This window comes from Pseudomonas batumici (genome assembly GCF_000820515.1).
GTDB lineage: Bacteria > Pseudomonadota > Gammaproteobacteria > Pseudomonadales > Pseudomonadaceae > Aquipseudomonas > Aquipseudomonas batumici.
In genome coordinates, this window is record NZ_JXDG01000047.1 from 68,798 (window position 1) to 81,055 (window position 12,258).

Here is a 12,258-nt window from a genome sequence, read left to right on the forward strand (position 1 = left end):
ACACCCGTCCTTGGCCTCGCCGCGCCGGACACGATGTGCAAGGATGGCCCCTTGCACAGCGTTGTCTGCCGGACTGCCAAGGATTTTTCATGACCGCCCTCACCTCCCACGCCCCGCTCAAGCCGGGGCGCCTGGAACAGATGTCGACCCGCATCGCCTTCTTTATCGCCGGTTTCGGGGTAGCCGCCTGGGCACCGCTGGTGCCTTATGCCAAGGCCCGGGCCGGACTCGATGAAGGCACCCTGGGCCTGCTGCTGTTATGCCTCGGGGTCGGCTCGATCATCGCCATGCCGGTCGCCGGTGCCCTGGCCTCGCGTTTCGGTTGTCGGCGGGTGCTGACGATCGGCACCTTGCTGATCTGCCTCGCACTGCCGCTCTTGGCTACGGTCAGTTCGATACCCGGGCTGGTGGCCAGCCTGTTTCTGTTCGGCGCCGGGCTCGGCTCGGTGGACTCCACCGTCAACCTGCAAGCGGTGATTGTCGAACGCGCCAGCGGCAAGACCATGATGTCGGGCTTTCACGGCCTCTTCAGCCTCGGCGGGATCGCCGGTGCCGCCGGGGTCAGTGCGCTGCTCGGGCTGGGGTTGTCGCCCCTGGGGGCGATTGGCGTGGTGGTCCTGTTCCTGCTGCTGGCGCTGTTCAAGGCCGCCCCGCACCTGTTGCCCTATGGCAGCGAAAGCTCAGGCCCGGCGTTCGCCGTGCCCCATGGCGTGGTGCTGTTCATCGGCATGCTGTGTTTCGTGGTGTTCCTCGCCGAAGGGGCGATGCTCGACTGGAGCGCGGTATTCCTCAGCGCCGAACGCCAGGTCGCGGATGCCTATGCGGGCCTGGGTTACGCGGCCTTTGCCCTGACCATGACCCTCGGACGGCTGACGGGCGACGCCATTGTGCGGCGCCTGGGGGCACAGAGGGTGATCGTGTTCGGCGGGCTCACCGCCACGACCGGCCTGGCCCTGGCCACGCTCACGCCGGCCTGGGAAGCGGCGTTGCTCGGTTATGCGCTGGTGGGGGCCGGTTGCTCGAATATCGTGCCGGTGCTGTACACCGCCGTAGGCAAACAGAAGGTCATGGCCGAGAGCATCGCCGTGCCGGCAATTACCACCCTGGGTTATGCGGGGATTCTCGCGGGGCCGGCGGCGATCGGCTTTATCGCCCATGCCAGCACCTTGAGCCTGGCCTTCATGGTGATCGCGGTGATGCTGCTGGGTGTAGCTCTCAGCGGCAGGATTCTGCGGGCCTGAGATCGCATGGAACTGTAGGAGCCGGCTTGCTGGCGATCCAGGCGACGCGGTGTGACAGGACACCGCGTCGATACCATCGCCAGCAAGCCGGCTCCTACAAGGTGGGGTTCTGGGCTATCAGAACCCGACACTGGCCTGCACGAAGAAGGTCCGTGGCTCACCCACGTAGATCCCCGCATTGTTGTCGCTCGACCGGGTGAAGTAGCGCTGGTCAAAGACGTTGCGCACCCCCGCCCCCAGTTTCAGGTTCGACAGCTGCGCGCCGAAGTCATAGGCACCGCGCACATCCCAGGTCATGTAGCCGGGAATGTTGCCGTACTGGCCGTCCGCGGTCGGCTGGGTGATGTAGTTGCCGTTGAAACTGCCGTCGGCGTTGGTCCCGGTCCCCGGCGCACGCTGGGAAGACTGGGCGAAACCGTCGAGGTTGTAGGTCCAGCGGTCGACCGCATAACGCAGACCGACATTCAGCACTTCCCGCGAATACAGCGGCAGGTCACGTCCCTTGAAGCCCGGAATATCGCCTTCGGAGGTCGCCTTGGTGTAGGTGAAGCCGACAGTGGCGGTCAGGCCGTCGAGCGCCGGGTCGAGTGCCGACAGGTCGTAGTGCGCGGAGGTCTCTATACCACGGTGTTTGGTCGCGCCGAGGTTGGTCCAGCCCACGTCGTTGCTGACGTATTGCAGTTCGTCGGCAAAGTCGATGTAGAACAGCGTCACCTCGCCGCCCCAGGTGCGCTCGTCATAGCGGGTGCCCAGTTCGTAGGTCCTGGCCTTTTCCGGTTGCAGGCCGTTGGCCGTGCTGTTGCCGTTGCCGCCCTGGGCAATCTGGAAGTACTGCAGGCTGCCGAAGGAGGTTTCATAGTTGGCGAAGACTTTCCAGGCATCGGAGAGGTGGTACATCACGCTCAACGCCGGCAGCGGCTCGTTGCTGTCGACACTGCGGAACTTCTCCTGGACCGGCACGTAGTTGGTGCCCGGCACCGGCCGGTCATGCCAGTTGCTGCTGATGCGCTCGAAACGGATACCCGGGGTGATGGTCCATTTGCCGATATCGATCTTGTCGTCGATGTAGAAGGCATTGGCTTCGGTGCCGCCGGTTCGGTCCTGGTAGATATGTCCGTCGGAGCTCGGCGTCACGGTCGGCACATTGTTGACCAGGGCCAGGCGATCGGTGGCCTCGTGCATGCCCTCCTTGAGGTAGCGATAGCCGATACTGACTTCCTGGGTGCTCGGCCCCAGGTCGAACACGTGGGATGCCCGTGGTTCAACGCCAAAGGTGTAGTAGCTGCGCGGGTAGGCACTGAGGGTCTTCAGGTCACGGGCGGCGATATTGCTGCCACGGAAACTGTCGGTGTAGTAGGTCAGCACTTCGACCTGGGTCTGCTCATCCACCTGCCGTTTGTACTTGAAGGAAATGTCCTTGCGCCGGCCGCTGAAGTTGTCCCAGTGGCGCACCGACTGGTACGGGTTGGCGTCGTACTGCTTCTGGGTCAGGCCGCCGGGCATGTCCGCGGTGGCGTCGTAGTAGTGCAGGTTCAGGGCGAAATCGTCCTGATCGGTCGGCGCCCAGTGGGTCTTGAGCAGGACGTCGTTGATATCGTTGCCGTTGTTGCTTTCGCGATAACCCTGTCCCTTCACCCCGGAATACAGCAGGGCCGCGCCGAAACCGTTATCCGCGGTGCCGCCGAGGAAGGCCGTGTCGAGGTGCTTGACGCCGCCATGGCGCGAGCTTTCCAGGGTGGTGCCGACCTCGCCGGAGAACTTCTGCGGGATCGCCCGGGTCACGAAGTTGATCACGCCACCGACGTTCTGCGGTCCATAACGAACGGAACCGGCACCGCGTACCACGTCGATGCTGTCCAGGTTGCCGACCGACACCGGAGCCATCGACAACTGTGGCTGGCCATAAGGGGCGAACGCCGCCGGGACGCCGTCGATCAACACGGTGGAACGTGGCGACAGGCGGGACGTCAGGCCGCGCACACCGACGTTGAGGGAAATATCGCTGCCGCCGGTGCCGTTGTTTTCCTGCACCTGCACGCCGGGAACAGTCCGCAGTGCGTCCTTCACGTTCATCGCACCCTGCTCGACCATCGCCTCGCGACGGATCACGGTCCGCGCACCCGGGTGGTTCTGCACGATCGCCTGGTCGGCATCACCGAGCCAGTCACCCACCACCTTGACGTCCAGCGGCGCCAGTTCCAGCGCCCCGGTCGCGGCCGGGGCGGCAGCGCGCAAGGTCACCGAACCGTCCTTGAGTTCATAGTCCAGGCCACTGCCGCGCAGCAGCATGTTCAGGGCTTGTTCCGGCGACAGGTTGCCATCGACCGCCGGAGCCTGCTTGCCGGCCACCAGTTGCGGGCTGAAAAACACTTGCAGGGAGGTTTGCTGACCCAACTGGCTCAAGGCCGATGCCAGGGGCTGGGCCTGGATATGAATGGCGCCCGCAGCCTGAGCAGCCTGGCTCAGCGGCATCATGGCACTGACCGCCAGGGCCAGGGCCAGGGCCCAGGCCTGGGAGCTGGGCAAGGCTTGGCGGATCGCCCGGTAAAGGGCGTGGGGCTGGTTGTTCTTCACGTCTGATCGAGTCCTGTTGTTCGCAGAGAATTGCGTTTGTTAATGCAAACCAGTTGCAGTTGAACAGGAAGACGAAGAACTCGAAAAAAACCTGAATCTAACGTGAAAAAACTTCCTGGCCGCCGTCGGCACGGGTGCGCACCGCCACCGGCAGGATGTTCGGCAAGGCCTTGAGCAAGGCCTCGGTGTCGTTGGTCTTGAACACGCAGGTCAAGCGCAGGTTGCCCACCGCCGGGGAGGCAACGCCCAGGGGCTTGTCCCGATACCGCGAGACTTCCTGCACCACATCGCTGAGGCGGGCATTGTTGAAGACCAGCTTGCCGCTGCGCCAGGCGGTGAGTTCTCCGGCATTCACCGGTTCCGCCGGCGCAACCCGGCCCCGCTCGTCAACCCGGGTGCCCTGGCCCGCCGTGAGGTTGACGAAATCCTCATCCCACGCCTCGCGACCCTGGACCTTGACCGTTCCCGCTTCCACCACCACCCGGGTTTGCGCCGGATCGCGGCGCACATCGAAGCGCGTGCCGGTAACCGTGACTTTGCCGACCCCGGCCTGCACCACGAACGGCCGACTGCTGTCGTGCTCGACACTGAACATCGCCTCGCCCTGCTCCAGCTCGACGTTGCGGCGGTCCGGCTGGTAATCCACCCGCACCCGGCTGCGGCTGTCGAGGTCGATGATCGAACCGTCGGGCAAGGCCACCTGGCGGCGCTCGCCGAGCACCGTGACGAACGTCGCGCTGTAGGGGGCCGGGTGATTCAAGCCGCTGAACAGGCCCAGGCCCAAGGCCACCGCCCCCACTCCGGCGGCCAGCACATAACGCAGCAGCGGCCGGCGTCTGGCCCGCGTAGGCGGCGCCTCGCAGAGTGCCTGCAAACGCGCCTTGGGCAGCAGGTCGGTGGCGCTCCAGAGCCCCTGGAGCAGATCGAACTCCTCCTGATGCAACGGATGGGCATGGCGCCAGGCGTCGAACTCGGCCTGTTGGCCGGCGCTCAACGGCGCTTCCTGCACCCGCACGAACCAGGTGGCGGCCTCATCGCGAACCGTGGCCGGATCGCACGTGCAATCGCGGGTATCCATCATGGGTGGAGTTTGCATCGCCTTGTCCTTCATTGATCCGCTCCATCCAGGCGCTCGCGCAGATGGCGCAGGGTACGGATCATGTACTTCTCCACCATATTCCTGGACAGCCCGAGGCGCTCGGCGATCTCCGCCTGGGTCAGGCCCTCGATCTTCTGCCAGACAAAGGCCTTGCGGCAGTTGATGGGCAACTCGCCCAGGGCCCGCTCGATGGAGTCGGCCAGTTGGAACGCGTGCATGAAATGCTCCGGGTCGCCGGTGGGCGGCGCGCCGTGATCAATCGCTTGCAGTTCCAGGGTCCCGCGCCGGTCTTCGCGACGATAGGCATCCACCGCGATATTGCGTGCGGTCTGGTGCAGGTAAGCCCGTGGTTGCTCGACGCCGGCAGCCTGGCTTTCCAGCACCCGCACAAAGGTATCGTGCGCCAGATCCTCGGCTTGCTGACGGTTTCTCAGCCGACGGGTCCAGGTGCCGATCAACTCTTCGTAATGCTCGAAAAAACCGGGTCTGCGGGGTGGCTGGAGATTCATGGCGATGGGCTATGAAGGCGGGAGCACGAATAGTAATGCTTCGCATTAATAGCCGCAATTCATTCCAGCGCTCGCGGGGCCCGCCGCTCATGCCGACGCGACAACCCCCGGGCGCGTGGCGCCGGTCAGCGGCCATTGCCGAAAGCACAAGACTTCCGGCTGAAAGCACGGATAATGGCGGCCAAATCGTTTAGCTCGTTATTCTGGTAATCCCGCATGGAAATCAAGGTCAATTTTCTCGACAACCTTCGACTTGAAGCCAAGTTCGATGACTTCACGGTGGTGGCCGATCAACCGATCCGCTACAAGGGCGATGGCTCGGCACCGGGTCCGTTCGATTACTTCCTGGCGTCGTCGGCCTTGTGTGCGGCTTACTTTGTGAAGTTGTACTGCGAGACCCGCAATATCCCCACCGATAATATCCGCCTGTCGCAGAACAACATCGTTGATCCGGAAAACCGCTACAACCAGATTTTCAAGATTCAGGTCGAGTTGCCGGCGGATATCTCCGCCAAGGACCGCCAGGGCATCTTGCGTTCCATCGACCGTTGCACGGTAAAGAAGGTGGTACAAACCGGGCCTGAGTTCGTGATTGAAGAGGTGGAAAACCTGGATGCCGATGCCCAGGCGTTGCTGATGCCGAATCAGGCTTCGCAGACGGGCACCTACATTGTGGGCAAAGACCTGCCGCTGGAACAAACCATCGCCAATATGTCGGGCATCCTGGCCCGCCTGGGCATGAAGATCGAAATCGCTTCGTGGCGCAACATCGTGCCCAACGTCTGGTCGCTGCATATCCGCGATGCACACTCGCCGATGTGTTTCACCAACGGCAAGGGCGCGACCAAGGAAGGCGCGCTGGCGTCGGCGTTGGGCGAGTTCATCGAGCGCCTGAACTGTAATTTCTTCTACAACGATCAGTTCTGGGGCGAAGAGATCGCCAATGCGGCGTTCGTGCATTACCCGGATGAACGCTGGTTCAAGCCGGGTCGCAAAGATGCGCTGCCGGCGGAAATTCTCGACGAGTACTGCCTGCAGATCTACAACCCCGAGGGCGAGTTGCGTGGTTCGCACCTGTACGACACCAACTCCGGCAACATGGAGCGCGGCATCTGTTCGCTGCCGTATGTGCGCCAGTCGGACGGCGAGGTGGTGTATTTCCCCTCCAACCTGATCGAAAACCTGTTCCTCAGCAACGGCATGAGTGCCGGCAATACGCTGGCCGAGGCCCAGGTGCAATGCCTGTCGGAAATCTTCGAGCGCGCGGTGAAACGCGAAATCCTCGAAGGTGAAATCGCCCTGCCTGATGTGCCGCAGGAAGTGCTGGCGAAATACCCCGGCATCCTGGCCGGGATTCAGGGCCTGGAAGAGCAAGGCTTCCCGGTGCTGGTGAAGGATGCGTCGCTGGGCGGGGAATTCCCCGTGATGTGCGTCACCTTGATGAACCCGCGCACCGGCGGCGTGTTTGCCTCGTTCGGGGCGCACCCGAGCTTTGAAGTGGCGCTGGAACGCAGCCTGACGGAACTGCTGCAGGGCCGCAGTTTCGAAGGTCTGAACGATTTGCCTCAGCCCACGTTTGAAAGTAACGCGGTGACGGAACCGAACAACTTCGTTGAACACTTCATCGATTCCAGCGGTGTGGTGTCGTGGCGCTTTTTCAGTGCCAAGGCCGATTTCGAATTTGTCGAGTGGGACTTCTCCGGGCAGGGTGAAAACTCCAATGCCGAGGAAGCCGCGACCTTGTTCGGCATTCTCGAAGAGATGGGCAAGGAAGTGTACATGGCGGTGTATGAGCATCTGGGCGCAACGGCCTGCCGTATCCTGGTGCCGGACTACTCGGAAATTTATCCGGTCGATGATCTGATCTGGGATAACACCAACAAGGCACTGTTGTTCCGCGCCGACATCCTGAACCTGCATCGCCTGGACGATGCCGAGCTGGTCGCGCTGGTCGAGCGCCTGGAAGACAGCGAGCTGGATGATTACACCGACATCACCACCTTGATCGGCATCGAATTCGACGACAACACGGCCTGGGGCCAGCTGACGATCCTGGAGTTGAAGCTGCTGATTCAGCTTGCCTTGCAGCAATTCGAAGAAGCGAAAGAGCTGGTGGAAGCCTTCCTGCAGTACAACGACAACACAGTCGAGCGCGGGTTGTTTTACCAGGCCGTGAACGTGGTGCTGGAGGTGCTGCTGGACGACGAGCTGGAGCTGGACGATTACGAGGTCAATTTCCGCCGGATGTTTGGCAACCCGCGGATGGACGCCGTGCTGGGCTCGGTGGACGGCAGCGTGCGCTTCTTCGGCTTGACGCCTACGAGCATGAAACTGGAAGGGCTCGACAGGCACCTGCGACTGATCGACAGCTACAAGAAACTGCATACGGCGCGGGCCAATGTGGCGGCCTTATCCAGTTGATAGCGCGAAGCTGTCGATAATCGCCTGCTTGACCAGGAGCACCGCGCCATCCGTCTGTGCGTGGGTGCGCCAGCCCAGCTCGATGGGATAGTGCGGTAGCTCGATGGGACAAGGGACCATCCGGATATCGCATAACCGGGCGATCGCCCGGGCGGCATGGGTGGGCAAGGTCGCGACCGCCGACGAGCCCTTCAACAGGAAGGGCAATGCCGCGAAATGCGTCGTGGCGGTGGCCACCCTGCGGCTGAGTCCTCTTGCCGCCAGCCCCTCATCGACGATGCCGATAAAGCCCCCCGAGGAAATCAGGATGTGTTCACGGGCGACATAGTCCTCCAGGTCGAGCGCTGCGCTGTCGTCCAGGCTACCCCGATCCACCAGGCAGGCGTAGCCGCCCTCCCCGAGCAGCTGTCGACCCAGCAACCGATTCGGCACGCCGCCCGCGGTAATGATCAAGTCGAACTGGCGCTCCATCAGCGCATCGACCGCGATCTGGCTGTGGGTTTGCCGAAAGATCAGCCGCAGGTTCTTCGCCCGTTGTGCCACGGTTTCAATCAACTTGCGACCGAGGGCAATTTCAAAGTCGTCGGACAGGCCGATGGTCACCGAGCGTCCCTCATAGCTGGCCAAGGTAGGCTGGACCAGGGAAAAGCTGTGGCGACATTTATTCAAGGCATCGGAGATCACCGGCTTGAGCTGGTTGGCGATCAGGGTGGGCGACAAGCCCCTGCCGGTACGCACGAAAAGCTGATCACCGTACATCGTGCGCAGGCGATTCAAGGCGGCGCTGACGGCTGACTGGGTCAACCCCAACTGCAACGCCGCACGGCTGGCGCTGCCCTCGTCATGCAAGGCCTCGAAGACTTTGAGCAGGTTGAGATCGGCCTGGTTGATATTCATCCGATTTGTACTACTTGCAAAGGAAGGCACCTAGATTAATACATTATCGCTCCACATCCTCCTCCGGCAGCGAGCCGTCCCGTCCCTCCCTGGCCTCCGTCAGCAGCACCTGAATCTGCTTTTCCTGCTCGGCATAAGCGCCTTCGCCAAAATGGCTGTAGCGCACCTGCCCCTTGGCGTTGATCAGGTAATACGCCTTGCAGCCGCCCCATCGGTCAATCCTCGACGATCAGCGTGACATCGACGTTGCCGCGAATAGCCAGCGAGTATGGGCAGATCTGGTGGGCTTGATCCACCAATGCCTGTACCTGATCGCGGGAGAATCCCGGAATGGCGATACGCAACTCGACCTCAAGGCCAAAGCCACCGCCGGCGTCCTTGCCCAGCCCCACCTTGCTGGTCACCCGGGTGGTCGCCGGCAAGGCGACCTTGGCCTGAACCGCGGCCCGTTTCATGGCCCCCAGAAAGCAGGCCGAGTGACCGGCGGCGAACAATTGCTCGGGGTTGGTGCCAGGACCTCCGGCACCACCGAGTTCGCGCGGCGTGGACAACTGCACATCGAGAGCGCCGTCGGTGGAGAGGGCCCGGCCTTCACGGCCGCCGGTCACGGAAGTCTGACCCGCATAAAGAATGGTTTCGAGAGACATGATGTACTCCTGGGTGATGAGGGGAAAAAGTGTGTCGGTCCAATCCCGATCGGCCCGTGCAAAGCGACGGCGTTATCGGGTAGACGCAGTTAAACGCCGGCCTGTATCTCGTCTGTGTCCTGATTGCGCTCAAGGTTGGCTCAGTGTTTCCAGGGCCTGCTCATACACAGTCCGATACAAACCGCCGCAGCCCGTGCCGTCGCATGGGCGGATGTGGCTCAGACTTTCCTCCGTCAGCCGTGCGCCACGGCGGGCCCTTGAGCCGAGGTCAGTCCTTTTTGGAATGATGCCTGGACCTTAATTCGTTTGAACCCACGCCTGAGCACCCGCAGAATTCAGCCCACGTTCAGTCATTCCGATTTTGCGGAGAACCACCCGATGAGCACCGCTGTCTTCGCCCACCCCGACGAAATCCGCGCGCATTTTTCCCGTGCCATGTCGCAGATGTACAAGACCGAAGTGCCCCTCTACGGCGCCCTGATGGAGTTGGTCGCGCAGATCAACGAACAGGTGCTGAGCAACAATGCCCAAGTGGCCGACAGTCTCCGGCAGACCGGCGAAATCCGCCGCCTGGACATGGAGCGCCACGGTGCCATTCGTGTCGGCACGGCGGCGGAACTGGCAACCCTGTGCCGATTGTTCGCGGTGATGGGCATGGAGCCGGTGGGCTATTACGACCTGACCCCGGCCGGTGTACCGGTGCATTCCACGGCCTTTCGCGCGGTGCATGAAAGTGCCTTGCAGGTCAGCCCGTTTCGCGTCTTCACCTCGCTGCTGCGCCTGGAGCTGATCGAGGAAGACGGATTGCGGGAATTCGCCGAATGGATCTTGAGCCGACGGAATATCTTCACCCCGCGCACCATCGAGCTGATCGAAAAGGCCGAAATGAATGGCGGCCTCGATTCCGCCGATGCCGCCGAATTCGTCCAGCAGGCGCTGGAAACCTTCCGCTGGCACAACAGCGCCACGGTGTCGCTGGAAGAGTACAAGAAGCTCAATGCCCAGCACCGCCTGATCGCCGACGTGGTGGCGTTCAAGGGGCCGCACATCAACCACCTGACCCCGCGCACCCTGGACATCGACGCCGTACAGGCGGCCATGCCGGGCAAGGGCATCACCCCCAAGGCGGTGATCGAAGGCCCGCCCCGGCGCGAGTGCCCGATCCTGTTGCGCCAGACCAGCTTCAAGGCGCTGGAGGAAGCCATCACCTTCATCGGCCAGGGCGCCACTGAAACCGGCAGCCACTCGGCCCGTTTCGGCGAAATCGAACAACGCGGCGCGGCGCTGACGCCCAAGGGTCGCGCGTTGTACGACCGCTTGCTGAACGCCGCACGGGATGAGCTCGGTGACTTTCCCAGCGAGGCCAATGCCGCGCGCTATGACGCGATCATGGCGAACACCTTCAAGGCCTTCCCCGACAGCTACAGCGAGATGCGCAAGCAGGGCCTGGCGTACTTCCGCTACTTCCCCACCGAGAAAGGCATCGCGGCGCGCAGCAGCGAACTGCCGCTGCGCGAGCTCGAAGCCTTGATCGACGCCGGCCAGGTGAGTTTCGAGCCGCTGGTGTACGAGGACTTCCTGCCGGTGAGCGCAGCGGGGATCTTCCAGTCGAACCTGGGGGATGACGCGCAGGCGCATTACGCCGGCAACTCCAACCGGGAGCAGTTCCACCGGGCGCTGGGGCGGGAAACCATCGATGAATTGCAACTGTATGCGGCGACGCAGCGGCGCTCGTTGCTGGCGTGTTCGACCCGGCTGAATATCGCTCCGTTGGTCTGACACACGCCTGCGAACGCGGCATGACCTTGTAGGAGCCGGCTTGCCGGCGATAGCGACCGATCAGGCGATGCAAGTCTCACGAGCCTCATCGTCGGAACGCCGCCCGCAGCAAGCCGGCTCCTACAGGTCACGTGGTGTTTTCAGAGCCACGTGTTTTGTTCAATCAGGCCTGCAAGGCGCTTGATTGCCGATCCGTGAACCGCCCCTGCATCGCATCCAACGCATCGCAGCCATCCTGCAACAGCAGATAACCCGCTGCGGCGAAGTGCTGGAGATCGCGATCACAGGTGTTGCCGATACTCATGCAGGTCAGGCTGTGACTCAGATCACGAGCCGCCTTGAGGCGCTGTATGGCAAATTCGTAGAGGTCACGCACCGGGACATCGAGCTTGAGGTAGAGCACGGGGACTTGGGTGAGGTTGCTTTGCAGCGGGCGGAAATTGGTCATGATTCAAATCCAAAGTATGTAGGCTGAATAGCGACCACCCTTTTGCGGCTAAACAAGTGAGGGTGGCAGCTGCACGCGGGTTAGCCGACCGGGACATACTTTGGGACAACCCGGCACACCCGAAGGTGTCCCGCGCACAGCCGCCATAGCAAAACGCAAAGCGACAAAAAGCGCCCGCATTGTACTGGAGGCGCTTGTGCATCCAATAGCATGTATTTCGATCGGCTAAGACCGGTCACCGATTCGTCGATGACCGCCGAACTATAGTCCAGCAACTCGCCGAATAGCTGCCGCTTTTACACCCTGAAATACGTGCCACTGACATAGCCAGCAATGGCATTTTCACCCTCTGCGACAAGACATTCAGCCATCGAGTCAGCCTTTTTAACCAGGCGCTGTAAGGTTTTTCTGTTTTTGATCAGACCTATTCAACCCACCATTTAGGACACGCAGAATCCGACCTTTACTGACTGAGTAAAGGACTACGGATGTTCACTTCAGCGCCCATCATCGCCCTCTTGTTCAGGCTCACTCGCCTTGACTCCCAAGGCCTGTTCGAGGCCATCAGCTCATGACTAAATACACCTTCAAACCCGGCACCTGCCCGCTGCTGGCGGCGGTATTTCCATTGCGCTACGCCATT

11 protein-coding genes are annotated in these 12,258 nt (G+C 62.1%); 3 read left to right on the top strand and 8 right to left on the bottom strand.

Annotated elements, in window-relative coordinates:
• Nucleotides 1–89 precede the first annotated feature (89 nt).
• A complete protein-coding gene (locus tag UCMB321_RS18260) occupies nt 90–1,241 on the top strand; it encodes an MFS transporter (protein ID WP_040069505.1) in 1,152 nt (383 codons plus the stop codon).
• A 117-nt stretch (nt 1,242–1,358) separates the two neighbouring features.
• Here UCMB321_RS18260 and UCMB321_RS18265 read toward each other — a convergent pair whose 3' ends face one another.
• From UCMB321_RS18265 to UCMB321_RS18275, 3 genes are all read right to left on the bottom strand, one after another.
• The gene (locus UCMB321_RS18265; RefSeq protein ID WP_425338578.1) at nt 1,359–3,815 is read right to left on the bottom strand and encodes a TonB-dependent siderophore receptor; all 2,457 of its coding nucleotides are present in this window, start codon (nt 3,813–3,815) and stop codon (nt 1,359–1,361) included.
• 97 nt (nt 3,816–3,912) lie between these two features.
• Nucleotides 3,913–4,896, bottom strand: coding sequence for a FecR family protein (locus UCMB321_RS18270; RefSeq protein ID WP_040069529.1), 984 nt, complete (start codon nt 4,894–4,896; stop codon nt 3,913–3,915).
• A gap of 26 nt (nt 4,897–4,922) precedes the next feature.
• A complete protein-coding gene (locus UCMB321_RS18275) occupies nt 4,923–5,423 on the bottom strand; it encodes a sigma-70 family RNA polymerase sigma factor (protein ID WP_040069507.1) in 501 nt (166 codons plus the stop codon).
• Between the two features lie 216 nt (nt 5,424–5,639).
• On the opposite strand from UCMB321_RS18275, the gene UCMB321_RS18280 reads away from it, so the two are divergent.
• Complete coding sequence (locus tag UCMB321_RS18280; protein ID WP_040069509.1) at nt 5,640–7,844, top strand: OsmC domain/YcaO domain-containing protein; 2,205 nt, start codon at nt 5,640–5,642, stop codon at nt 7,842–7,844.
• On the opposite strand, the gene UCMB321_RS18285 is transcribed toward UCMB321_RS18280, so the two are convergent.
• The 3 genes from UCMB321_RS18285 to UCMB321_RS18290 are packed head-to-tail and all read right to left on the bottom strand — an operon-like array spanning nt 7,833 to nt 9,388.
• A complete protein-coding gene (locus UCMB321_RS18285) occupies nt 7,833–8,741 on the bottom strand; it encodes a LysR family transcriptional regulator (protein WP_040069512.1) in 909 nt (302 codons plus the stop codon). The two genes, UCMB321_RS18280 and UCMB321_RS18285, sit on opposite strands and share 12 nt — an antisense overlap.
• 43 nt (nt 8,742–8,784) lie before the next feature.
• On the bottom strand, nt 8,785–8,907 hold the full coding sequence (locus UCMB321_RS31610) for a hypothetical protein (protein WP_280806658.1): 123 nt from the start codon (nt 8,905–8,907) through the stop codon (nt 8,785–8,787).
• 49 nt (nt 8,908–8,956) lie between these two features.
• A complete protein-coding gene (locus UCMB321_RS18290; protein ID WP_040069513.1) occupies nt 8,957–9,388 on the bottom strand; it encodes an organic hydroperoxide resistance protein in 432 nt (143 codons plus the stop codon).
• A gap of 378 nt (nt 9,389–9,766) precedes the next feature.
• Between UCMB321_RS18290 and hglS the strand changes: the two genes are divergently transcribed.
• Nucleotides 9,767–11,167 carry a 2-oxoadipate dioxygenase/decarboxylase HglS gene (gene hglS, locus UCMB321_RS18295; protein ID WP_040069514.1) on the top strand — a complete coding sequence of 467 codons (1,401 nt, stop codon included), beginning with the start codon at nt 9,767–9,769 and terminating at the stop codon, nt 11,165–11,167.
• A gap of 163 nt (nt 11,168–11,330) precedes the next feature.
• Here hglS and UCMB321_RS18300 read toward each other — a convergent pair whose 3' ends face one another.
• Together UCMB321_RS18300 and UCMB321_RS31245 are read right to left on the bottom strand one after the other, a co-directional pair.
• Entirely contained in the window at nt 11,331–11,615 is a 285-nt protein-coding gene (locus UCMB321_RS18300; RefSeq protein ID WP_040069516.1) for a hypothetical protein, read from the bottom strand.
• A gap of 463 nt (nt 11,616–12,078) precedes the next feature.
• Nucleotides 12,079–12,258: hypothetical protein (locus UCMB321_RS31245; RefSeq protein ID WP_209437189.1), on the bottom strand; the 180-nt coding region annotated here is incomplete at its 5' end.